The sequence below is a fragment of the Saccharopolyspora sp. NPDC000995 genome (assembly GCF_053599315.1).
In genome coordinates this window covers 15,850-37,766 of record NZ_JBSFLZ010000001.1, presented here as the reverse complement: position 1 = coordinate 37,766, position 21,917 = coordinate 15,850, and the positions used below count along the sequence as shown (strand labels likewise).

Genomic DNA, 21,917 nt, shown 5'->3' with positions numbered 1-21,917 from the left:
ATTCGATGCACCCGAGAGTCCGGGCGCACCGAATCGCCGCAAGATCACTGCGTGGCTGGGCCGAACGAGCGGGCTGCGGCCAGGAAAGCGTCGTTCTCCTCGGGCTGTCCGATCGTGACTCTCGCGCCTTCGCCGGCGAAAGCGCGGACCACGACCTTGTTCTGCAGGCAGTGCTCGTTGAACTCGGCGGTGCGCTCACCCAGCGGCAGCCAGACGAAGTTCGCCTGCGTCTCGGGAACCTCGTACCCGGCGGCCACGAGTTCGCGGTGCACCCGCTCCCGCTCGGCGACCACGTTGGCGCACCGCTTCCGCAACTCGTCTTGCGCTTCCAGCGAAGCGATCGCGGCGACCTGGGCGAGGGCGTTGACGCTGAAGGGGATGGCGACCTTGCGCAGCGCGGCGGCGACCTCAGGCGGGGCCACGGTGTAGCCGACGCGCAGTCCGGCGAGGCCGTAGGCCTTGGAGAAGGTCCGCATCGAGGCCACGTTGCCGCGTGTCCGCGCGATCTCGACGCCGTCCGGGCCGTCCGGGTCGGTGACGAACTCGAAGTACGCCTCGTCGAGCACCACCAGCACGTCCGAGGGCACCCGGTCCAGGAAGGCTTCGAGTTCGGCCCGCCGCAGCAGGGTGCCGGTCGGGTTGTTCGGCGTGCACACGAACATCAGCCGGGTGGCCGGGGTGATCGCCGCGAGCATCGCCTCCAGGTCCAGCGCGTGCTCGGCGGTCAGCGGCACGCGGACCTGCTTGGCGCCCACGACCTGCGCGATGATCGGATACGCCTCGAACGACCGCCACGGGAAGATGACCTCGTCGTCGGCGGTGCAGGTGGCCTGCACCAGCTGCTCGCACAGCGCAACCGACCCGCAGCCGATGGCGATCCACTCCGGCTCCACCCCGAACCGCGCCGCGAGCGCCTCGGTCAGCCGCCCGACGCCTATGTCCGGGTAGCGGTGCACCTCGCTGGCGGCCTGGTTGATCGCCGCGACCGCGCTGGGCAGCGGGCCTTCGGAAACCTCGTTGCTGGCCAGCTTGATCGAGCCGGGGATGGTCCGACCAGCGACGTAGGCGGGTAGCTGGTCGAGGTCGGCACGAGTGCGCACGGTCATTTACGACTCCTAGCTCTGATGGGTCACCTGGACGTTAGCTCGCCTGCTGGGGAAAGGGGGGCACGGGTCATTTTGCGAAGCGGGTGACGAACATCGCGTTGGAGCGGTGGGACGGGTGGGGCGTCGCCTGCCCGGCGGCAGGTGCGACGGACGGTTCCGTCTGATGGCTTGTCTTGGCGGCCATCCGTGTACTTCAGTCGTCCGACCGGTTGAATTCGTTGACTGGTGTTCACTTCGGCGTGATTACCTGCACGGCATGATCCAAACCCGGACCGAGACGCTTGCGCTCACCGATGGCACCCAGCTCCGGTTCACCGTCGCCGAACCGGACACGGTGGTGCGCGGTGGACTCGTCGTCCTACACGAGGCCCGCGGCGTCACGGAGCGGGTGCGCCAGCTGTGCAGCTCCCTGGCCGAAGAGGGCTGGCTCACCGTAGCGCCACATCTCTACCACCGCGACGGAACCGACGAGTTCCACGTCCACCAGCCGGACGAGCACGTGCATGATCAGGTGCAACGGTTGTCCGGAGACGCGATCCTCGCCGACACCGACGCGTCCTTCCTCTGGCTGTCCGACCAGGGCGTACCGGCCGACCGGCAGGGGGTCCTCGGCTTCGACATCGGCGGCTCGGCCGCGCTGGTGGTGGCGGCAAGCCGCACCGTGGGGGCCGCTGTGAGCATCGGCGGGCGCGGCATCCTGGAGCCGTTGTCCGCGGCGGTGCCGCCGCTGGTGCAGATCGCCGGAGAGCTGTCTTGCCCGTGGCTCGGGCTCTACGGCGACGACGACGAGATGGAGCCCGGCGAGGTCGAGAAGCTCCGGGAGGTCACCGACACCGCGCAGGCCGCGACCGACGTGATCCGCTACCCGGGAGCCGGGCACCGGTTCGACCGCGACGCGGACGCGGCGGCGGAGGCGTGGCAGCGAGCCCGCAACTGGCTGGACCTCCACCTGCGCTGACCGCGCGTCACCAGCGGAGAACCAGCAGCTCACCGTCACCGGAGCCTAGCGAACGGGGGTCTGGTGGGTTAGGAAGAGCCCATGACGTCGAGCACGAATCCAGAGCAGGTCCCCGAGCTGTTGTGGCAACCAAGCGCGCAGCGCGTGGCCGCGAGCCGGATGGCCGCGTTCCGAGACTGGTTGCGCATCGAGCGGGACATCGACCTGCCCGACTACTGGGCGTCGTGGCAGTGGTCGGTGTCGGAACTGAGCGGTTTCTGGTCTGCGGTGGCGGAATTCTTCGACGTCCGCTTCCACGACCGCGCCGAGCGGGTCCTGACCGCCGAGGTGATGCCGGGCGCGGAGTGGTTCCCCGGCGCCACCCTGAACTACGCCGAGCATGCGCTGCGCGACGGCGCGGGCAAGGGGGACGGAGACTTGGCGGTGATCTTCGCGCGGGAGGACGGCCGCAGCGAGGAGATCACCTACGGCGAACTGCGGGCCCGGGTGGCCGCCGCCCGAGCGGGCCTCAAGGAGCTCGGCGTGCGGGCGGGGGACCGGGTTGCGGCGCTAATGCCGAACAGGCCCGAGACGCTGGTGGCGTTCCTCGCCGCGGCGAGCCTCGGTGCGACCTGGTCGTCATGCTCGCCGGACTTCGGCGCGCGGGCGGTCGCGGACCGCTTCGCGCAGATCGAGCCGAAGGTGCTGATCGCGGTCGACGGCTACTTCTACGGCGGCCGCAGCTTCGACGTCCGGTCCACTGTGGATCACTTGCGCGACGCGATGCCCGGGTTGACGGGCACGGTGCTGGTCGACTACTTCGGTGAGGGCGCCGAGCTGGCGGATGCCATCGGCTGGGACGACCTGCTGGCGCAGCACGGCGGCGCGCTGCTGGAGTTCGACCCGGTGCCGTTCGACCACCCGCTGTGGGTGCTGTACTCCTCCGGCACCACCGGCCTGCCGAAGGGCATCGTGCACGGCCACGGCGGCGTGGTCCTGGAGCACCTCAAGACCATCGGCCTGCACTGCGACCTCGGCCCGGGCGACCGGTTCTTCTGGTTCACCACGACCGGCTGGATGATGTGGAACTTCCTGGTCGGAGGCCTCCTCACGGGCACGACCCTGGTGCTGTACGACGGCAGCCCCGGCTACCCGTCGCTGTTGGCGCTGTGGGAGCTTGCGGCGCAACACCAGGTGAACTACTTCGGTACGTCGGCGCCGTTCATCCAGAGCTGCCTCAAACGTGAGCTGCGCCCCAAGGACGCCCTCGACCTGTCCGCGCTGCGCACCGTCGGCTCGACCGGCGCGCCGCTGACCACCGATGGTTTCCGCTGGGTGGCCGACGCGGTCGGCGCGGACGTGCAGATCGCCAGCGTCTCCGGCGGCACCGACCTGTGCACCGCGTTCGTGGGCGCTGCGCCGGACGTGCCGGTGTGGTTGGGCGAGATCTCTTGTCCGATGCTCGGTGCGGCGGTCGCCTCCTACGACGAGTACGGCAGGGAACTGCATGACGAGGTCGGCGAGCTGGTGGTGACCAAGCCGATGCCGACGATGCCGGTGTACTTCTGGAACGACCCGGACGGCTCGCGGCTGCGAGAGGCGTACTTCGACACGTTCCCGGGCGTGTGGCGGCACGGCGACTGGGTGCGGGTCACCGACCGCGGCACCCTGGTGATCTACGGCCGCAGCGACTCGACCCTCAACCGCGGCGGCGTCCGAATGGGCACCGCGGAGTTCTACCGGGTGGTGGAGGGCTTCGAGGAGATCGTCGACTCGCTGGTGATCGACACGTCGGGCGCGGGCGAAATCGATGGCGACCTGCTGTGCTTCCTGGTGCTGGCGGAGGGCGCCGACCTGAACGAGGTCCAGCCGAAGCTCAGGGCGGCGCTGCGCACCGATCTGTCGCCGCGGCACGTGCCGAACCGGTTCATCGTCGTCGACGAGGTGCCGCGCACCCTCAACGGCAAGAAGCTGGAAGTGCCGGTGAAGAAGATCCTCGCTGGCACTCCGCCGGAGCGAGCGGTCAGCCGCGACGCCCTGCAGAACCCAACGTCCCTCGACCCATTCGTGCAGCTCAGCGCGGACCTGGCGACCTGATCGGCGGTGGGGAGGCCTGCCACCGCGGCCTTCCGACCGCAAAACTGGCCCCCCCGTGACGGCCGCTGGGAGGGTTGTGTAATCTTTTCTCCGGTGGCCGCGAGGGTTACCGGGAGGCTTCGCCTAGTCTGGTCTATGGCGCCGCACTGCTAATGCGGTTGGGGGTTACGCCCCCTCCCGGGTTCAAATCCCGGAGCCTCCGCTGTGGCTTCCGCCGGAAGGTGGAGACCACACAACTGGAAATGCGCCCGTAGCTCAACGGATAGAGCATCTGACTACGGATCAGAAGGTTAGGGGTTCGAATCCCTTCGGGCGCGCGTCTGGTCGAGACAGCGCGAACCCCCTCTTAAGAGGGGGTTCGCTGCTTTTCAGGGGGCCGAGCCTCCGGTTGCCGGCCATCCTAGGCGCTCAGTGTCGCCGGAGATCAGTGCACCGGCACTTGCTCGGGACTCCTGCCCGCAGTCTTAGTGGACCAGCGCCGTCGAGAAGCGCGGAGTGGCCGAGCACATCGGCCAACTGGCGCGGCTTCGTCCCGGCGTCATCGAGGATGAGCGACAGTCTTGCGGAATGTGCGGAAGGTCACCCGCTCGCCCGCACGCGCTTGGTGGTGTTCGATGCATCGAGAAAGCCGCCCTTCGCGTCCGGGAAGATCGGCTTGCTCGGGTCAGGCGCCCCGAGCTTGGCACCTTGCTTCCCCGGGGTTCAAGCCGTTGTCGAGCGCAACGGACGGGGATCGCGGCGTCCGCGACCGCCCATGCGGCCGAAGCGACGTCACCTGTCGATTTCGGGCACGGCGAACAAGATTCATCCACCATCCCATTGGGCACGCCATGCCATTGGGTAACTGCCGAGTGACCTACGGTTTGGCCCAATGTGCACTATATGGGCGGTGAAGAAAAGAGGGGTGTGTGCCGTGCGGGCCAGCATGCACCCGGCGACGACTTCACCAGGTCTCGCCTCTCGGCATGCGGCACGGGATAATTGCATGACCGCGCGATATGCAATAGGACCTATTTCACATTATCCGCCAACGATGCGAACACGCGCGCATCACGGTGCGATAACCATATCCGCTGGAATTTTGTTATTTGATCGTAATAATCCAGAAAAACGGCAGGTCAGCGTACTTTTATGATAAAAATTCGCATTTTTTTGGAACGGATAGCGGGAGTAACGGGCTGGGGCATTCGCGAGATTAATAAGCGGAGGGGGCTTGCGTCACGGTGTGTTGCGCTCCGCGACGCTCTGCGATCGCCGGTCGGGTTCTGCAACTATTAAAACGACAAGATCGCGCCATGCCGCCCGCCCCGACTAGGCGGTATGCGCCGGTCAGATCGGAGCGATATGGGCTGCTCCCACGCCAAGACCTGCCCTCTTTTTCCCCTGCTCAAAGCAAGCTTACGCGGCTGGCGTGATTCCTACTGCGACAGCGAACAACGTTGGCAAGAATGCGCCAGATTCAGGTTGGCGTCCAGAGGCCAGCTCGTGCCGATCTCGCTGCTGCCCAACGGTGCCGACGTGGGGCACATCCGACGCGCTGCCGAGCGGTCCGCGGCGGCCGAACCAACGCCGCCCGCGCCGCTCATTTCCGGGTCGTCAGGAACCGTGGCTTGGTTCGAGCCGGCCCCGGAACCAACACCGGCGCGGCCGCGTCAGCCTTCGGGGCCCCCGCGCGTTCCGCAGCAGCCCCCGGCGATCCCGCCGGAACGACCAGCTAAACCCCGCGGCTGGAAACGCCGCTGGTGGACTCGGCTCGCCGAGTGGATGAGAGGTCCCGCATGAGCAACTACTGGCCCTGGTGGGCGGGCGCTATCGGACTCGCCCTTGTCACCATCAACTACACCCTCATCACCGATCGGTCCTTCGGGGTGTCCTCGGCGTGGGATCGCGTCCTGCACTGGCGCGCCGAACGCCGAATCGAACGGCAGGAAGCCCAGTTCGCCGACGACGGAGCTCTTGCTGACGCTCTGGCCGCGGCGACCGCCGAGGAGTTCGGGACCCGCGGTGAAGCACCGACGTTGCCGAAGGCGGCGCGCGGCGCCGCGCACCCACAGGACACCTCCGGGGCGGCCGAGTCCCAGAATTCGACGTTAGCGACCCCCCGCCAGGTACCGCTGGTCACCCAGGCCGCGCTGCTGCTGTCGATCATGGTCGGCGGATGGGTCGCAGCGGTCACCTCCGGTCGGTTCGAGCTCCGCTTCGACATGGGCGATGCTTTCAGCCGACTCGTCACCGACAACCCGAACACCATGATCGGCGTGCTGTTCGCGGGGGGTGTGCTCGTCGGCTTCGGCACCCGCCTCGCCGGTGGCTGCAGTTCAGGCCACGGACTCAGCGGGTGCGGCCGGCTGCAGCCGGTCAGCATCGTTGCGACTGCCGTCTTCTTCGGCACCGCCGTCCTCGTGTCGTTCCTACTGTGGAAGGTGATCTGATGCGTACCCGAGGCGCGGTTCTCGTTGCCAACATCATCACCGGGTTGGCCCTCGGCTTCACCGTCACCAACATCGGGTTCGGCGACTACTCCGAGCTGAACCGCATGTTCACTTTCCAAGACCTACGGATGCTGTTCGCCTTCGCCGGTGCGGTCGCGATCATCGTGGTGGCCTTCGCGTTGGTGGGCGTTCGGCGCAGGCCGGGGCGCATCCACGGGGGCGTGATCCCCGGCGCAGTGCTCTTCGGCACCGGCTGGGCGATCTCGGGTGGCTGCCCGGCGATCCCGCTCATCCAGGTCGCCAGCGGATACCTGCCCGCTCTGGTCACGATCGCGGGTGTCATGGTCGGGATCTGGCTCTGCCGTTGGGCCAACGCCCACTTCTTCCAGCTCGACCGCGGATCTTGCGGGCTGTAGCGGAAGTTCACGAGGCCGATGCGAGACCAGAAGTCAGGTTCGGATCCCTTCGGTCGCGCGTCTGGTCGAGACAGTCGAAACCCCATCTAGTAGCTGGGGTTTCCTGCCTTTTCGGGGCTTGGGCGACCGGAGTCGTGCCGGCCGTCCAAGCCCCGGTTGCCAACAAGTCGCCAACTTTCCTGCCCGGGCTTTCCTGCCCGAAGGGCCTTTGGCGTGAACGAAGCCCATCGGGTAGCCGGTCAGTGAGCGGCGTCGAGCTCGATGAACAGGACACCGGCGATGATGAGACCGATGCCCACGCCCATCTCTACAATGCCCAAAATCACCCGCGGCCAATCCTGGCTCGGCGCTTCGAAACGCCGCTGGTCTGGTGTGTTCTCGAGTTCAGTGAGCGTTTTCATCCTTGCCGATCCGTCGCCGCGACGCTGGAAGTCCCACGGTCCGGGGCTGCCGCAAGCGGCATAGACGCCTTTGCCCACCCGCGTAGCTTGCACCGCTGAGGTTCCGCTACCCGCACCGCAAGGCAAGAAGAGGTTGGAAAACGCTAGTCGGACCAGAAGCGCTTTTTTCGCTTGGGGTGGCGGATGTCGTTGCCCCCCATGATCGAGAAGCTGCGGATGCGGATGAGCGGGGCGTTCGGCATTTCCGCTTCCTCGTCCACCTTGATCGTGTTGCCGCCCATGATGTCCGTGGAGTCGACCACCACCCGCACTCCGCGCGGCACGATCACGTCGCTGCCACCCATGATCGACACGAGCATGATCTCGATCTCATGGCCAGGCAGCGTCGCCTCGCACAGGTCGATCTTGGACCCGCCCATGAGCGCGAAGTACCCCGACTTCCGGGGCACCCGCCAGCGCCCCTTGTAGTCGGAACCGCCCATGATGGCCAGCTTCCACCGGCGTTTGATCCCGTCGGTGGGCTCGACAGGTCGTTCAGATGCCGTGGCCGGCAGGTCGGTCACCAGCGCGTCGAGTTCTCCACGCGTGACGGACTGGTAGGCGGCGCCCACGCGTTCGGTGAATTCGGCCAGGGTCAGCCGTCCATCGCCCACCGCGTCGGTCAGCCGTCGTGCGATCTCGGTGCGTTCGGCATCGGAGACACGGACGGATCGGTCTCCATTCCCGGCTGGGAAGCTCATGCTGGCAGTCTAGGACGCGCTGCCGAGTCGGAATCGGGATATTGCGGGCTTCTCGCACCTGGCCGCCTTCACGTGCGCGCACCGGGGTGCGTTGGCCCGGCGTCGGCCAGGTCCCGTGCTCGGTAGCGGTGTTGATCGGCGGAGCACCCGGTGGGACATCGACTCCGCCTCCGGGTTCGACCCGGTGTTCATCTCGGTTTCCCGCCCTGGCGGCCAGTGCCTGCTGGACGTCTCCGCGCTGCTGATCCACCCGCCGCGTCGACGTCGTCCGCTCCCGCGACCTGAGCAGGAGTGGCAGCTGACCCGGATCGGCTAGTTGCCCGCCCGCTGTGCGGTGGCGATGCGGATCAGCTGGTCACGGCGGCGAGCGCGCGGCGGGTCGAGGGCCGATGATGGCCCGTAGTCGGGACTGAGGGGAACCAGATGATCGACATCGCCAAGCAGGTAGCCGCCGTGCAGCGGGTGGTCAGCCAGCACTCGATCGACGGCGGTGGGCAGGTGAGCGTCCTGCTGCGCCGGAACTACGCCGCTGAGATCAGAGAGGTCTGGCGGGCGTTGACCGAACCGGACAGGTTGCGAGGTTGGCTCCTGCCGATCACCGGAGAGCTGTGGGAACGAGGTCGGCACTGGTTCGACGGCACCGCGGGCGGCCGGATCCTTCGGTGCACGGCGCCGCGCTTGCTGAAGACGATGTTCGACGAGGACAACAGCGTCGTTGAGCTGCGGCTTTCCGAGGGTGACGGGTCTGGCGGCGGGACCGGGGTCGAGGTCATGCACTCGGTTCCTCTTGATCCGATCAGCAGCGGTGCGGGCGCTTTGTTCGTCGGGCCCGCCTGGGACATCGGCCTGCTCGGGCTGGACGTGTACCTCAGGGGCGAGGACATCCCCGGATGGGAGAACTCCGCTGAGGCGCAGCAGTTCTCCCGGCAGGTCATCAGGGCGTGGGCCACCGCGACCGAGGACTCCGGCACCGCCGACGGCGACCAGATCGCCGAAGGGGTGGCCGCGGCGACCGCCCAGCTCACGCCGGACCTCGACCAGACGAGCGCCTGATCGTCCCCGTCCCGCTGAGCTGCCCAGCGGCAGGTCAGCGGGTTCAGCTGCTAGCTGCTGGACGTGCGCGTCCGATCAGCAGGAAAGGCCAAGCACGCCCCCACCGGCCGCGGCGATCCCTGGCTGGCAGGCACGCTCGGCGAAATCGTCGCGACCACCGGCAGAACCGCACCCTCCTCGGTGCCCGCTAGCGGCGCCTGGCCAAACGCCGAGGCAAGGAACACGCCATCGTTGCCTGTGATAACTCCGTACTCACCATCGTCTGGCACCTGCTGTCCCAACCCGATGCTCACCATCACGATCTCGGAGGGGACTTGTACGGTCCCGCATCAACCGTGACCGCCACCAACGCGCCACTCGTCCGGCAATGGGAACGCCTCACCGACAAGAAAGTCACCCTCGCCCCCCGACCCGAACAACAGCCCGCCGCCTGATCTGCCTCACAGCTCATGGCGAACCCGGCTCCGCTGCGGCTACGCCGGGTGCCTTCGCCTGCCCACTCACCAACCGTTTTCGAGTCAGCCGCTACAGCAACGAAAAAACGCTACGGCGGATCTGCCTTGAGCTTCGAACGCCTGGCGCGTTGGGCTGCGAAGGAGCAAGGTTGCGGCGAAATGCGGCGGATTGACCGCCGCAGGCTTGTCCGTGCAACGGGCGTCGACGAGGAGGTCGGCATGGCTGAACAGCAGCAGTGGGCTGCGGTGGACGACTACCTGGGCGCGCTGCTCACGCCGGAGGACCCGGTGCTGACCGCAGCCCTGCAGGCCAGCGACGAGGCCGGGCTGCCGCACATCAACGTGTCGGCTCTGCAGGGGAAGTTGCTGAACCTGCTCGCCCGGTCGGTGCAGGCGCGCAGCATCCTGGAGATCGGCACGCTCGCCGGCTACAGCACGATCTGGCTCGGCCGGGCGCTGCCCTTGGATGGTCGGCTGGTCACCCTGGAGGCGGAGCCGAAGCACGCCGAGGTCGCGCGCGCCAACCTGGCCCGCGCGGGCCTGGACGGCATCACCGACGTGCGGGTCGGCGCCGCCCTGGACACGCTGGCGGAGCTGGTCGAGGAGTCGTTCGACCTAGTCTTCATCGACGCGGACAAGCCGAACATCCCGGAGTATTTCCGCTGGGCGCTGGTGCTCACCAGGCCCGGCGGGCTGGTGATCGTGGACAACGTGATCCGCCGGGGTGCGGTGGCCGACGAGCACAGCAGCGATCCGGACGTGCAGGGTGCGCGGCGGTTCCACGAGATGCTCGCTGACGAGCCGCGGGCGTCGGCTACCACGATCCAGACGGTCGGCGCGAAGGGCCACGACGGCTTCACCCTGGCCGTCGTCCTGCAGCCTGGCGAACGATCTAGTGGTCAGATCAGTGCCGGGTCCGCGGTGGACTGATCTTCACCCGGGAGGACAGATCATGACGAATCTGCTCGCCAACCTATTCCGGCTCGACGGGCGAAAGGCGGTCGTCGTCGGCGGTGGCAGCGGTCTTGGCCGGTCCAGCGCGGTGGGGCTGGCCGAGTTCGGTGCGAAGGTGGTCGTCGCGGACGCCGACGTGGCCCGGGCCGAGGGGACCGCCAAGGCGATCGGGGAGCTCGGACACGAGGCGAGCTGTCGCGAGCTGGACGTGCGGGACGGCGAGCAGATCCAGCGGCTCGCGGAGGCCGAGGCGGACGCCGAGGTCCTGGTCGTCACGCCGGGCATCAACGTCCGCAAGCGGCTGGTCGACACCGTCGACGGGGAGTTCAACCGGGTCGTGGACGTCAACCTGAAGGGCACCTACCGGCTGGTGCGGGACTTCGGCGCCCGGATGGCTGAACGCGGCCGGGGCAGCATCGTCACCTTCGCCAGTTTCCGCGCCGTGGTCGTCGAACCGGGGCAGGGCATCTACGCCGCGACCAAGGCTGGCGTCGTGCAGCTCTCCCGCGCGCTCGCCGCGGAACTGGGACCGAAGGGCGTGCGGGTCAACGCGATCGCGCCGGGACCGTTCGAGACCCCGCTGACCGAGCAGATCAAGTCCGATCAGGGCTGGTACGGCGCGTACGCGGAGAAGACCGCGTTGAAGCGCTGGGCGAACGCCGACGAGATCGCCGGTGCCGTGGTGTACCTCGCCTCGGACGCCGCCTCGTACGTGACGGGCAGCCTCCATCTGGTGGAGGGCGGCTGGACGGCGATCGACGGCCGCTTCGAGCCGAACGTTTGATCCGCTTGCGCCGCAAGCAAGTACGAGGCCCCGTCCAAGGTCAGCGAGGCCTCGTTGCGCATCGCGGGTCGTGAGTGAGCGTTGCGGTGGGAACCGGCATGGCCCTCTTAATAGTTGGTCGGGGTGTCGCTCAGGGTTTCTCCACTTCGGCGGGCAAGCCGCCGGTGATCCGCACAAGCTCGTCGAACGTCGTCGGGAACATCGCGTGCTTGGAGCCCGCGCCCGCCCAGACCTCCGGGTGACTGGCCAGCATCCGATCCACCACGGTCCGGATCGGCCGCGGGTGCCCGACCGGACCGACACCACCCACCGGCTGCCCGGTCGCCTCCAGCACGAATTCCGGAGTGGCCCGCCGGATCTTGCGCGCCCCGAGCAACCGCCCGACGTGCTTGGTGTCCACGCGGTGCGCGCCGCTGGCGACGATCAGCAGTGGCTCGTCGTCGGCGGTGAAGATCAGGCTGTTCGCGATCGCGCCGAGCTCGCAGCCGAGCCGTTCGGCTGCCGCCGCTGCGGTCGGCACGTCGGTTTCGAACTCGACGACTGTCCCCGCGACGTCGAGATCGCGCAGGCAGGCGGCGAAGGTGTCCGTGGCATTGCTCATGCGGCGCAGAATCCCCCAAGCGGCGCCGTCGGAACAAGTTCTTTCACAGTCGGGTGGCGGGATCGCGGACGCCGCCTGAGAACCCGCGGCGGTGCAAGCTGGAGGGGTTGGCTGAGCGGCTGGCGGGCGTTTCAACGACGAAGCTGCCCGTTGTCGCCCTCCGCGCCGCAGCATCTTTGCTTCCTCGCCATGGCACCAAGCCAAGATGTGATCAAGCGACACATCACCCAGGACATGACCAAGGACACAACTCATCGGACTCAATAGGTGCCATGGCCCCAGGAGCACTCACAAACTTCCCCCTTCGTGCAGGTCGAGCCTGGACGCGCGTTTTCTACACCAGCAGGGGCAGCTTTCGGACTCCGGTCATGTTGGGGCTGGGGATGAACTCGGGGCCCTCCGCCGGGTCGGTCCGCAGGTTCGGGCACCGGTCCAGCAGGATGTTCAGCGCGACCCGCCCCTCCAGCCGGGCCAGCGGCGCGCCCAGGCAGAAGTGGATGCCCCGCCCGAACCCGATGTGCGGGTTCGGGTCCCGGCCGATGTCGAAGGCGTCCGGGGCGGTGAACTGGCGGGGGTCCCTGTTGGCCGCCGCGACCCACAGCAGCAGCAGTTCATCGGCCGGGATCCGCTGGCCACCAAGCTCGACCTCCCGGTTGGTCACCCGGGAAACCGCGGCGAACGGGCTGAAGAAGCGCAGCGATTCCTCGATCGCCGAGGGCACCAGCGACCGGTTCGCCCGCAACTTCGCGAACTGCTCGGGGTGCGCGTCCAGGCACAGCACCGTGTTGCCCAGCAGCATGGTCGTGGTGATATGCCCGGCGATCAGCAGCACCATGCCGAAGTTGACCACCTCGGCGTCTTTGAGCCGCGCACCGTCCACTTCGGCCAGGACGAGTTTGCTCAGCAGGTCCTCGCGCGGCGCGCGCCGGCGCTCCGCGACGTGCTCGCCCAGGTACTTGGTCAGTTCCTGGACCTGTTCCATGGCCTTCGCCATGTACTCCTCTTGCTCCTTCGAGCGGTCCTTGAGGGAGACCTGGTTGGAGGTCTCGAACATCGCGTCGACCCATTTCTTGAACAGGCCCCGGTCGCTGCTCGGCACGCCCAGCAGTTCCGCGATCACGATGACCGGCAGCGGATAGGCCAGGTCGCGGACCAGTTCGATCCGGTCGGACACGGCGTCGAGGAGTTCGTTGGTCAGCGCGGCGATCCGGGGTTCCAGGTTCGCGACGACCTTCGGGGTGAACGCGTGGCTCACCAGCTTGCGGAGCTTGTTGTGCTCCGGCGGGTCCATCTGCACGATGTTGCCCTCCCGGAACCCGGACGCCTCCGGCACCAGCCGCTGGGTGGCGGAGGAGAAGGTCGCCGGGTCGCTGAGGGCCTCCAGGACCTCGGGGTATCCGTAGACGTTCCAGATCCCGGCCGCCGAGTCGTTCGCCACCGGCTGTTCCGGTCGCACCCCCCGCAACCAGAACTGCGCTTCGTTTATCCCCCAGGCGTCGGCGAGGGTCGTCATGTGGTGCCCCTTCCTGTTGGTGAGCGCCACCGATCAGGTGCGCTCCATGTCCATCTGGGAGTCGTAGATCCACTTCCGGTAGTTCGCGTTGATCTCGTTGAACAGCGCGCTGATCTCGGCCGCGGCCGCGGTCAGCGAGGCGCGGTCCGGTCCTTGCCTGGGTTCGAAGGCGCGGCAGACGGTCAGCGCCAGCGCGTCCGCCTTGGCGCGGTCGTCCGGGCCCCGCAGCTGTGAATTGATGTTGTCCACCATGAAAAACCCGGTGACGGTGGCACTCATCGAGAAGATCAGGTGCGGCACGTCGTCGCGGACGAGGTCGTACTTAGTGATCAGCTCGAAGTAGCGGGCGGTGAACTCCTGCCCTCGGATCTGCGCCGAGGTCTGCTTGAGGTTGCCGAGCAGTTCCGCGTCACCGGTGACCAGCGCCCGCATCAGCGGCCTGCGCTGGGTGGCCAGGAACGAGTTCTGCAGGAACCGGTGCGGCCGGGCCTCGTCGGGGTCGCGGCGCACGGCGTCGATGAGCTCGGTGATCAGGTCCACCGATTCGCGCAGGAACAGCGATTCGAACAGCCGCTCCTTGGTACGCCAGTGCAGGTAGACGGTGCCCTTGCCGACGCCGGCCTGCTTGGCGATGTCCTCGATGGTCACCTTCCGGTAGCCCAGCCGAATCATCAGCTCGCCGGCCGCGTCAAGGATGCGGTCGGCACGTTCGGTGGGCTGCGGCATGGTGCGTCTCCTTGGTCCGGATAGGCGCTTGCGATGACGTGCTGACCAGGTTTGAAATCTGGTCAATCAGTCATCCGTCACGGTATCGCTAGCCGCAACGGCGGGCAATGGACCTCGGGCCCGCATTGACGCGGTCTTGACGCGGTCTTGACGCGTCACCCGGAAGCACCAACCGGCGGGCACTGCCGCCCGGGGCGGTTTTAGCTTCTGCAGACAGCCCCCATACCGAAAGGGCTTTCCCCGCCGCCCGGAAGGGAGCACCATGGGATTCGGCGAGTTCAAGGACCGCTTGCCGCACCTCGGCGAGGAACACGCGAGAAGATCGAGCAGGGCCTGGACAAGGCGGCCGACGCGGCCAAGGAGAAGTCCGGTCACGAGGAGCAGATCGACAAGGGCGTGGAGAAGGGCGAGGAGTTACTCGCCGATTCCGACCGGGATCCGGCGAGCAGCGGTAGCCGACGAACATCGCCGCCCGGCGCATGCTGACGAGCGGGACCAGGTGAGGGCCATCCTGCCCGGCAGTGGTCGGAGCGGATCATGGAGAGGCCGCCTCAACGCACAGGGCGGCCTCTCTTAATGTCTAGAATCCTTCGATTTCATCGAGCGTTTCCGGTCTCTTCTTGCGTTGCGGTGCGGGTGTCGGAAACCGCGCGGTTGAGATCAGAGCTCTGATTTCAATTGGAAATTGTGGTGGTCAGGCCACCGGGAGCTCCACGGCGGCGGCTTCCGCCGACAGCGCGACGACCCGTCCGCCGCGCTCACCGAGTTCCCGCAGGCGCTCCAGCCCGGTGCCGTTGAGCCGCACGGTCGCGCTCGCGCGCGCCGTGGTCGCGAGTTCGTCGAGCGTCTGCCGCGCGTCGTGGCCCGCATCCACTGTGGACTTCAGGCCTCCGGTTGAGGCGAGCGACCCGCGGGCCGCGCCGAGCCGGCCGAGGGCGTCATCCACGGCGTCGAGCAGCGCGATTCGGTTGCCTTCCGTCATGGCCCGCACCAGCTCCGGCGCGCTGCCCGCGACCCGGGTGCCGTCGCGGAACGAGCCGGCGGCCAGCGACAGCGCCAGCGGGCCGCCATCGGCCCCGACCGACGCGAGTACCGCAGCGAACACGTGCGGCAAGTGCGAGATGCGCGCGACCGCGAAGTCGTGCGAGGCGGCGGAGGTGGGCACCACCTGGGCGCCGCAGTCAAGCGCGAGCTGGGCGGCCTCCCGCCACGCGGCGAGCGTCGTGTCCTCCTCGACGGTCACCGCCCAGGCCGCCCCGGCGAACAGCTCGCCCGACCCGGCAGACCAGCCGGAACCCGACACCCCGGCCATCGGGTGGCCACCGGCGTACCGGGCACCGGGCAGCAGGCTGCGGACCTCGGCGGCGACCGGATCCTTGACGCTCACCACGTCGGTCAGCCAGGACTCGGGGGCGTGCTCGGCGATCTTCCGCAGCACCTCGCGCACGGCGGTCAGCGGCGTCGCGACGACCACGAGCGCCTCCTCCTCGGCGGCTCGGCGCAGGGCCGGCTCGATTTCGAGGACGTCGAAACCGTCGGCCCGCGCGGCGGCGGCGTCCGACTCCGACTTGGTGGTGCCCCAGGCGGGGCGCCCGGTGGCCTTGGCGGCTCGCAGTACCGAACCGCCGATGAGTCCCAGTCCGATCACGCACACGGCACGCATCGGTCTATCCTGCCCGACTTCCCTGTCGGCCACGCACCCGGTTGAGCGGCAAACAATGCCCGGAGGGTTACGAGCGCGCAATAGTGCTTTCGGGTGGCGTTCGTACGCTCTACGGTGTCCTCATGACGGTGCAGGAGCCGGTCGCTGGCTTCGCCGTCGCCGTGGTGCGGGAGGACGGGCGGTGGCGGTGCAGCGCGATGGACAAATCGGTGCTGACCGGGCTGGACGCCTCGATCACGGCGTTGCGCGAGCTGCGTTCCACCGGCGCGGTGTTCGGTATGTGCAATGTGGACGACGAGTTCTTCGTGCTGATCAGACCGGTGCCCGGAGGGGTGGACCTGCTGCTGTCGGACGCCGCCGCGGCGCTGGACTACGACATCGCGGCGGACGTCCTCGACCTGCTGCGCATCGACCCGCCCGATGAGGACGACGAAGAGGTGTGGCCGGAAGGTAACCTGGCCATCTTGTCCGATCTCGGGCTGCCCGAGGGCGAGCTGCTGGTGATCATCGAAGAGGTAGACCTCTACCCGGACGAGCAGCTGGAGATGATCGCCCAGCGCTGCGGCTTCGGGGACAACTTCGCGAAAGTGCTGGAGAAGCTGGACCAGTGAGCACATCCGGTGCCCGCGCCGGGGACACTGACCTGGTGCGGGCCGCGTTGCGAGTCGCCGCCGAAGCACCGTCCACTGGGGATGTTCCGATCGGCGCGGTCGTGGTCGACCAGGAGGGGCGGCTCCTCGCCAGCGCGCACAACCAGCGCGAGGCGCTGCAGGACCCCACGGCGCACGCGGAGATCCTCGCGTTGCGGGCCGCAGCCGCCGCGCACGGCGACGGTTGGCGGCTGGAGGGCTGCACGCTGGCGATCACGGTGGAGCCCTGCACGATGTGCGCAGGGGCATTGGTGCTGGCCAGAGTGGCCAGGGTGGTGTTCGGGGTGTGGGAACCCCGGACCGGCGCGGTGGGGTCGCTGTGGGACGTGGTGCGGGATCGTCGCCTGAACCACCGGCCGGAGGTGGTCGGCGGCGTGCTTGTCGACGAGTGCGCGGCGCTGCTCGAGGACTTCTTCTCCGACCACCGCGAGTAGGAACCCGCATCACCACGACCGGCCCGCACCCGGGCGGCTCCGTTTCAGCTGTCGTATTCGACCAAGAGGTACGTCGTCGTTGCCGTAGCGGGCGGTGGGAACCTTCTGGGCCCACGCGGTGGCGGAATTGATGTCGGCCGCATCGACGCCGTACAGCCCGGCGACGACCGCCCGGGCGGGCTGGGTGACGCCGTCATTCACGATCGCCGAGCCGCCGCGCACGCTTTACCGGGCGGGTGGGGTCGTGGAAACCAGCCCCGTAGACGAAAGCGCCAGCGTCTTGGACTTCCTTGACGTAGGCGATCCAGTCGGAGACCTCCCGCGATCACGTCGGGCACCAGCGGGTCGCGTACCAGCACGCCGCACGAGCCGGTTCACGAAATCCTCGGCCGTGTCGAAGCCGGGCAACCCCCACGCCTCGCCGCCCAAGGTGAGCTCCCTCGACGTGACGTGAGCAGTCACGACCGCCGTGTTGACCAGCCGCGGGATCGGCAGGTGCGGCATGGACGCACCGTGCGCGAAGACGAACCCGGATGGCGGGGCCTCGGCTGTGACTTCCACCGTGCTCGGCGACGTCTCCGGCCCCGGACCGCGACATGCACGCGCCCATGGTCCTCCCAGACCACCAACTCCCAGTTCGCGTACGTGATGAAGTGCATTCGGGTGCCGCCGAAGCGCCGCTGCTGCTCCACACCCGCTCGGCGTACGGCGAGTCGGACGGGCGGTGGTCGATCTCTCGATCACCACAGCTTTGTTCTCACCGCCTTGCGCGCCAGATGCACGATAGGCGGCTGCAGTGCGGGAAAGCCGCAGTGCACGGAGGTTTCTGAGTTTATCCGTGCCCACATCCTCGCCGGATGGCCAGAGTGGACGGTGTCCGCACCGCCCATGAACTGCTCGAACAGCTCCACTCGGCACCACCACCACCACAGTCCGCGCGAAACCGCCGGGACTCGCGAGGTGATCAATTTTGTGAAGGTCGACCGCGCCGATCGAACCCAAGGCGGGAGGGAGAGTGGATCTGGCAGGTTCCACCGGTTCGGGCGGCCTGTCCGCATCGCGATCGGTGCTCCGGCCTGTGACGATGAGCCCGTCCGCTTGCGACGGGCGGACTGATCGCGTTGCAAGGGAAGTGTGACGTGGAGCCGACTGATGCAGTCCTGGCCACGCGCATCGCGACCGGCGACACCGGTGCCTTCGAGCTGGTGGTGCGCCGGTATTCCGACGGGATCTTCGGCATGGCGATGCGGATGCTCGGCGACCGGGCCGAGGCGGAGGACGTGGTGCAGGACGCGTTCATCGCGATGTGGCGGCGGGTCGGCGATCTCGCCGAACCGGCCGCCCTGCGGACCTGGTTGTTCAAGGTCGCCCACCGGCACTGCCTGATCGTGCTGCGCCGCCGGCGGACGCGCCGAACCGCTCCCGTCGGCGTGATCCCCGAGCACCGGAGGGCGGTAGGGGCCGCGGCGCTGATCGCCGATCCGCAGCGGGTCGCGGAGGCGGAGGAGGGTGTGCTGGCGTTGCGGCGCGCGCTCGCGGTCCTGCCGAGCCGGCAGCGCGATGTCTGGCTGCTCGCGGAGGTCGACGGCCTGTCCTACATCGAGATCGGCCAGCGCGTCGGGGCCGGTGAGCAGGCGGTGCGAGGTCGTCTTTCGCGGGCCAGGACCAGCCTCGCCAGCATGATGCGGGCCTGGCGCTGACCCACCCCCGCTGTTGAGCGCTGTCGGGCGACCGGTAGCCTAGCTGGCGGTAGCGTGTCCGAGCGGCCGAAGGAGCGCGCCTCGAAAGCGCGTGTGGTTAACAGCCACCGTGGGTTCGAATCCCACCGCTACCGCTCGCAAGGGCCGGTTCTCGTCAGCGACGGGAACCGGCCCTGTTCGTGCGGTCTCGTTTGGTCTTGTTAGGCGGGCATCAGAACACCGGTCGTACCCCGGTCTGCTTGCGTGTTGCCATTCAGGTAGATCACATGTGCTCCCCGGCCGGGCCAGCTCTGCCTGCACGACACACGGCGGCACGAATTCCCGGTGGGTCTGGTCAGGGTTGGTACCGTGCGGCGATCTTGGTGACCTGGCTGTTTTCATCGAGCCAGATCTTGGCCGACTGGTTGCCCTGCTGAGTGAAGTCGTCCAAGGTGATCGGAATTACACCAAGTCCCTCCGAGCCGATCTGGGGTGAGTCGGTCGGCGTGGCGCCTTCGAAAGGGCTGAGCAACTGGACATCCGGAGCAAGCGCGGCGACCTGACGCGGTCCGCCGGTGCTAACCGGGTGCGGCGCCGCCATGGAGGAGTCATCCATCCTGCCTTCGACCCAGGAGACCATCCAATGCCCGTTGTTCTTGGCGAACTCCAGATCGACGGCCACGTCGACGGCGTGGATGTTCGAAGCCACGGCGCCTGCCCCGGTGTTCGTCTCGGGGTTGGCAACGCTCGCGGCGCCTGCCGCCGATCCAGGCGGGGTCGGCGACGATGTCGCCTGTCCGGCTAGGGAGGTGCACCCGGTCACGAACACCGCTGCGGCCAGCAGCCCGCCGGGGATCAGAACGGCCATGCGGCTGATCTTGCGCATTTGTTTCTCCTACAACCGGGTTGTTTCCGACTCTTCGATCAGGTAGACGTGCCGGGGCCGTGGCGGTTGTCAACGGTTGGGCAAAAATCGATCAACAAGCGGTTCCACTGCCTGAACGGGCTTCACGGTGCCTAGATGGCCAGGATCGTGCGGAACAGTTGGCGGGCCATGAGCCGCATAGCTGCAAGATGATCCCCTGGTTCGGAAAGAGCCTTAGTAGCGCAACGGCAGGTTGAGATTCTGGCGTGCTCACGTGATCGTGTTTTCCCGCTCGCTGCGCGGCGGTAGCTTCACGTCGATCAGGTCGCCTGGCGAGGGGAAGCCGAAGTGCGCATCACATCGTTGCTGACCGCCATCGCAGCGGCGCTGCTGGTGGTGCCGACCATGGCGGCTACGGCGCCGCCGCAGCAGGCCCGCATCCACGACATCCAGGGGACCACGCGGGTTTCGCCGCTGGTCGGCCAGCGGGTGGCCGGGGCGCCGGGAGTGGTCACCGGCGTGCGCGGTTTCGGCTCGTCCCGCGGGTTCTGGTTCCAGGACGGAGAACCCGACGCGGACCCGCGCACCAGCGAAGGGCTCTTCGTGTTCACCGGGAAGCAGACCCCGGCGGTGGCGGTCGGCGACGCGGTCGCGGTCTCAGGGCTGGTCGCGGAGTACCACCCGACGGCAGAGGGCGAGACGCCGGAGACCACGCCGAACCAGTCGGTCACCGAGCTCACCGAGGCGACCTGGAAGGCCACTGGCAGGGGCAGCGTCCCGGCCGAGGTGCTCAGGGCGGACACCGTCCCTGCCGAGTTCGCACCGCTGGAAGGCAACATCGACAAGCGCGAGTTGGAGCCGCAGCGATTCGCGCTGGACTACTACGCCTCGCGCGAGGGGATGCTGCTACGCGTCGACGACGCGCGGGTCGTCGGGCCGACCGACGCCTACCGGGCGCTGTGGATCACCAGCAAGCCCGTGCAGAACGCGAACGGCCGCGGCGGCACCACCTACACCGGCTACGCCGAAGCCAACGCCGGGCGACTGAAGATCGAGTCGCTGTCGGACACGCAGTTCCCCGCCGCGAACGTCGGAGACCGGCTCCACGGAAGCACCGAAGGACCGCTGGACTACTCGCGCTTCGGTGGGTACGTGCTGGAGGCCGAGAGGCTGGGTGAGCACGTGCCGGGCGGCCTGCAGCCGGAGACGACGCGGTCGCAGGGACGCGACGAGCTCGCCGTCGCCACGTACAACGTCGAGAACCTCGCCCCGAGCGCCGACCAGGCCAAGTTCGACCGGTTCGCCGAGGGCGTCGTCGACCGACTCGCCGAGCCGGACATCGTTGCGCTGGAAGAAATCCAGGACAACTCCGGGCCGATCGACGACGGCGTGGTGGCCGCGGAGCAAACGCTGCAGCGGTTCACCGACGCGATCGTTGCGGCGGGCGGGCCGCGCTACCAGTGGCGGCAGATCGACCCGCAGAACAACGCCGACGGTGGGCAGCCCGGCGGCAACATCCGGGTGGCCTTCCTGTTCAACCCGGACCGGGTGTCCTTTGTGGATCGTACAGGTGGCGACGCGACCACGCCGGTGCATCCGGTGGCCCACGGCCCGCGCATCGCGCTGAGCGCCTCGCCGGGGCGCATCGACCCAGCCAACGAGGCGTGGCGGGACAGCCGCAAGCCGCTCGCGGGCGAGTTCCTGTTTCGCGGTAGGCCGGTGATCGTGGTGGCCAACCACTTCAACTCCAAGGACGGTGACCAGCCGCTGCACGGCCGCCTCCAGCCCCCGGCGAGGTCGTCTGAGGAGCAGCGGAAGCGACAGGCCCAGGCGGTTCGCGCCTTCGTCGACGAGGCGCGGGCGGTCAACGACGAGGCCGCGGTCGTGGTGCTCGGCGACCTCAACGACTACGGCTTCTCCCCGGCACTCGCGCCGCTGACCACCGGGGGAGCACTGGTGCCGCTGGCCGGCTCGGTACCGCCCGCCGAGCGCTACAGCTACGTCTACGAGGGCAATTCCCAGCAGCTGGACCACATCCTGGCCACCCCGTCGATCACTGCGGAGTACGACGTCGTTCACATCAACGCGGAGTTCGCCGACCAGGCCAGCGACCACGACCCGCAGATCGCCTGCCTCCGGTTCTAGCCTGTTTCCAGGCTCATTCCTGCCGGGCGGTTCCGGTGGCCGCCGCAGTGGGAGTGGCCTGGTTCTGCCTCGCCAAGCGGTGTGGAGCGAACGGACTGTTCACTTCAATAGGCGAGGCGAACGGTCCGTTCGCTCTGTTCCTCTGATGTGGGCGCTGGGCTGTTGGTGTGAAGCGAACGGACTGTTCACTTCAATAGGCGAGGCGAACGGTCCGTTCGCTCTGTTCCTCTGATGTGGGCGCTGGGCTGTTGGTGTGAAGCGAACGG

At 68.0% G+C, this 21,917-nt stretch carries 23 protein-coding genes and 3 tRNA genes; 16 read left to right on the top strand and 10 right to left on the bottom strand.

Annotation, left to right across the window (positions count from 1 at the left end):
* Window positions 1-44: 44 nt before the first annotated feature.
* Complete coding sequence (gene hisC, locus ACWDKQ_RS00210) at window positions 45-1,106, bottom strand: histidinol-phosphate transaminase (protein WP_450136566.1); 1,062 nt, start codon at window positions 1,104-1,106, stop codon at window positions 45-47.
* 256 nt (window positions 1,107-1,362) lie between these two features.
* Between hisC and ACWDKQ_RS00205 the strand changes: the two genes are divergently transcribed.
* The 6 genes from ACWDKQ_RS00205 to ACWDKQ_RS00180 all read left to right on the top strand — a co-directional run bounded on the left by ACWDKQ_RS00205 (window position 1,363) and on the right by ACWDKQ_RS00180 (window position 6,988).
* Entirely contained in the window at window positions 1,363-2,064 is a 702-nt protein-coding gene (locus tag ACWDKQ_RS00205) for a dienelactone hydrolase family protein (RefSeq protein ID WP_450136565.1), read from the top strand.
* An 81-nt stretch (window positions 2,065-2,145) separates the two neighbouring features.
* A complete protein-coding gene (locus ACWDKQ_RS00200; protein WP_450136564.1) occupies window positions 2,146-4,140 on the top strand; it encodes an acetoacetate--CoA ligase in 1,995 nt (664 codons plus the stop codon).
* Window positions 4,141-4,252: 112 nt separating this feature from the next.
* Window positions 4,253-4,342: transfer RNA gene (locus tag ACWDKQ_RS00195), tRNA-Ser, on the top strand.
* A gap of 42 nt (window positions 4,343-4,384) precedes the next feature.
* Window positions 4,385-4,457: transfer RNA gene (locus ACWDKQ_RS00190), tRNA-Arg, on the top strand.
* 1,461 nt (window positions 4,458-5,918) lie between these two features.
* Window positions 5,919-6,572 (top strand): YeeE/YedE family protein, encoded by a 654-nt coding sequence (locus tag ACWDKQ_RS00185; protein ID WP_450136563.1) that lies wholly within the window; start codon window positions 5,919-5,921, stop codon window positions 6,570-6,572.
* Window positions 6,572-6,988 (top strand): YeeE/YedE thiosulfate transporter family protein, encoded by a 417-nt coding sequence (locus ACWDKQ_RS00180; protein WP_450136562.1) that lies wholly within the window; start codon window positions 6,572-6,574, stop codon window positions 6,986-6,988. The genes ACWDKQ_RS00185 and ACWDKQ_RS00180 overlap by 1 nt, the downstream gene beginning before the upstream one ends.
* Before the next feature lie 239 nt (window positions 6,989-7,227).
* Here ACWDKQ_RS00180 and ACWDKQ_RS00175 read toward each other — a convergent pair whose 3' ends face one another.
* A complete protein-coding gene (locus ACWDKQ_RS00175) occupies window positions 7,228-7,467 on the bottom strand; it encodes a hypothetical protein (protein ID WP_450136561.1) in 240 nt (79 codons plus the stop codon).
* Window positions 7,468-7,532: 65 nt separating this feature from the next.
* Window positions 7,533-8,129, bottom strand: a complete 597-nt coding sequence (locus tag ACWDKQ_RS00170) for a DUF1707 SHOCT-like domain-containing protein (RefSeq protein ID WP_450136560.1) — start codon at window positions 8,127-8,129, stop codon at window positions 7,533-7,535.
* A gap of 115 nt (window positions 8,130-8,244) precedes the next feature.
* Between ACWDKQ_RS00170 and ACWDKQ_RS00165 the strand changes: the two genes are divergently transcribed.
* The 4 genes from ACWDKQ_RS00165 to ACWDKQ_RS00150 all read left to right on the top strand — a co-directional run bounded on the left by ACWDKQ_RS00165 (window position 8,245) and on the right by ACWDKQ_RS00150 (window position 11,375).
* Complete coding sequence (locus ACWDKQ_RS00165; RefSeq protein ID WP_450136559.1) at window positions 8,245-8,445, top strand: hypothetical protein; 201 nt, start codon at window positions 8,245-8,247, stop codon at window positions 8,443-8,445.
* 107 nt (window positions 8,446-8,552) lie between these two features.
* A complete protein-coding gene (locus ACWDKQ_RS00160) occupies window positions 8,553-9,182 on the top strand; it encodes an ATPase (protein ID WP_450136558.1) in 630 nt (209 codons plus the stop codon).
* 674 nt (window positions 9,183-9,856) lie between these two features.
* The gene (locus ACWDKQ_RS00155; RefSeq protein WP_450136557.1) at window positions 9,857-10,567 is read left to right on the top strand and encodes an O-methyltransferase; all 711 of its coding nucleotides are present in this window, start codon (window positions 9,857-9,859) and stop codon (window positions 10,565-10,567) included.
* A 22-nt stretch (window positions 10,568-10,589) separates the two neighbouring features.
* A complete protein-coding gene (locus ACWDKQ_RS00150) occupies window positions 10,590-11,375 on the top strand; it encodes an SDR family NAD(P)-dependent oxidoreductase (protein WP_450136556.1) in 786 nt (261 codons plus the stop codon).
* A 130-nt stretch (window positions 11,376-11,505) separates the two neighbouring features.
* Here the strand turns inward: ACWDKQ_RS00150 and ACWDKQ_RS00145 are convergent, their stop codons facing one another.
* The 3 genes from ACWDKQ_RS00145 to ACWDKQ_RS00135 all read right to left on the bottom strand — a co-directional run bounded on the left by ACWDKQ_RS00145 (window position 11,506) and on the right by ACWDKQ_RS00135 (window position 14,215).
* Window positions 11,506-11,976, bottom strand: a complete 471-nt coding sequence (locus ACWDKQ_RS00145) for a YbaK/EbsC family protein (RefSeq protein WP_450136555.1) — start codon at window positions 11,974-11,976, stop codon at window positions 11,506-11,508.
* Window positions 11,977-12,310: 334 nt separating this feature from the next.
* A complete protein-coding gene (locus ACWDKQ_RS00140) occupies window positions 12,311-13,489 on the bottom strand; it encodes a cytochrome P450 (RefSeq protein WP_450136554.1) in 1,179 nt (392 codons plus the stop codon).
* 33 nt (window positions 13,490-13,522) lie between these two features.
* Window positions 13,523-14,215: a TetR/AcrR family transcriptional regulator gene (locus tag ACWDKQ_RS00135; RefSeq protein ID WP_450136553.1), complete on the bottom strand. Its 693-nt coding sequence runs from the start codon at window positions 14,213-14,215 to the stop codon at window positions 13,523-13,525.
* 207 nt (window positions 14,216-14,422) lie between these two features.
* Between ACWDKQ_RS00135 and ACWDKQ_RS00130 the strand changes: the two genes are divergently transcribed.
* The gene (locus ACWDKQ_RS00130; protein WP_450136769.1) at window positions 14,423-14,701 is read left to right on the top strand and encodes an antitoxin; all 279 of its coding nucleotides are present in this window, start codon (window positions 14,423-14,425) and stop codon (window positions 14,699-14,701) included.
* Window positions 14,702-14,909: 208 nt separating this feature from the next.
* Here ACWDKQ_RS00130 and ACWDKQ_RS00125 read toward each other — a convergent pair whose 3' ends face one another.
* A complete protein-coding gene (locus ACWDKQ_RS00125; protein WP_450136552.1) occupies window positions 14,910-15,878 on the bottom strand; it encodes a prephenate dehydrogenase in 969 nt (322 codons plus the stop codon).
* Between the two features lie 122 nt (window positions 15,879-16,000).
* Here ACWDKQ_RS00125 and ACWDKQ_RS00120 point away from each other — a divergent pair, with 122 nt between their 5' ends.
* Window positions 16,001-16,489, top strand: coding sequence for a tRNA adenosine deaminase-associated protein (locus tag ACWDKQ_RS00120; RefSeq protein WP_450136551.1), 489 nt, complete (start codon window positions 16,001-16,003; stop codon window positions 16,487-16,489).
* Window positions 16,486-16,962 carry a nucleoside deaminase gene (locus tag ACWDKQ_RS00115; RefSeq protein WP_450136550.1) on the top strand — a complete coding sequence of 159 codons (477 nt, stop codon included), beginning with the start codon at window positions 16,486-16,488 and terminating at the stop codon, window positions 16,960-16,962. Before ACWDKQ_RS00120 ends, ACWDKQ_RS00115 begins: the two co-directional genes overlap by 4 nt.
* 9 nt (window positions 16,963-16,971) lie before the next feature.
* Here the strand turns inward: ACWDKQ_RS00115 and ACWDKQ_RS00110 are convergent, their stop codons facing one another.
* Together ACWDKQ_RS00110 and ACWDKQ_RS00105 are read right to left on the bottom strand one after the other, a co-directional pair.
* Window positions 16,972-17,163 carry a hypothetical protein gene (locus ACWDKQ_RS00110; protein WP_450136549.1) on the bottom strand — a complete coding sequence of 64 codons (192 nt, stop codon included), beginning with the start codon at window positions 17,161-17,163 and terminating at the stop codon, window positions 16,972-16,974.
* 539 nt (window positions 17,164-17,702) lie between these two features.
* Window positions 17,703-17,873 (bottom strand): hypothetical protein, encoded by a 171-nt coding sequence (locus ACWDKQ_RS00105; RefSeq protein WP_450136548.1) that lies wholly within the window; start codon window positions 17,871-17,873, stop codon window positions 17,703-17,705.
* Between the two features lie 228 nt (window positions 17,874-18,101).
* On the opposite strand from ACWDKQ_RS00105, the gene ACWDKQ_RS00100 reads away from it, so the two are divergent.
* Together ACWDKQ_RS00100 and ACWDKQ_RS00095 are read left to right on the top strand one after the other, a co-directional pair.
* A complete protein-coding gene (locus tag ACWDKQ_RS00100; RefSeq protein ID WP_450136547.1) occupies window positions 18,102-18,662 on the top strand; it encodes an RNA polymerase sigma factor in 561 nt (186 codons plus the stop codon).
* Between the two features lie 48 nt (window positions 18,663-18,710).
* Window positions 18,711-18,796, top strand: a tRNA-Ser gene (locus ACWDKQ_RS00095).
* 200 nt (window positions 18,797-18,996) lie between these two features.
* Here the strand turns inward: ACWDKQ_RS00095 and ACWDKQ_RS00090 are convergent.
* Window positions 18,997-19,527: a hypothetical protein gene (locus ACWDKQ_RS00090; RefSeq protein WP_450136546.1), complete on the bottom strand. Its 531-nt coding sequence runs from the start codon at window positions 19,525-19,527 to the stop codon at window positions 18,997-18,999.
* Between the two features lie 384 nt (window positions 19,528-19,911).
* On the opposite strand from ACWDKQ_RS00090, the gene ACWDKQ_RS00085 reads away from it, so the two are divergent.
* Window positions 19,912-21,651, top strand: coding sequence for an endonuclease/exonuclease/phosphatase family protein (locus ACWDKQ_RS00085; protein ID WP_450136768.1), 1,740 nt, complete (start codon window positions 19,912-19,914; stop codon window positions 21,649-21,651).
* Window positions 21,652-21,917 lie beyond the last annotated feature (266 nt).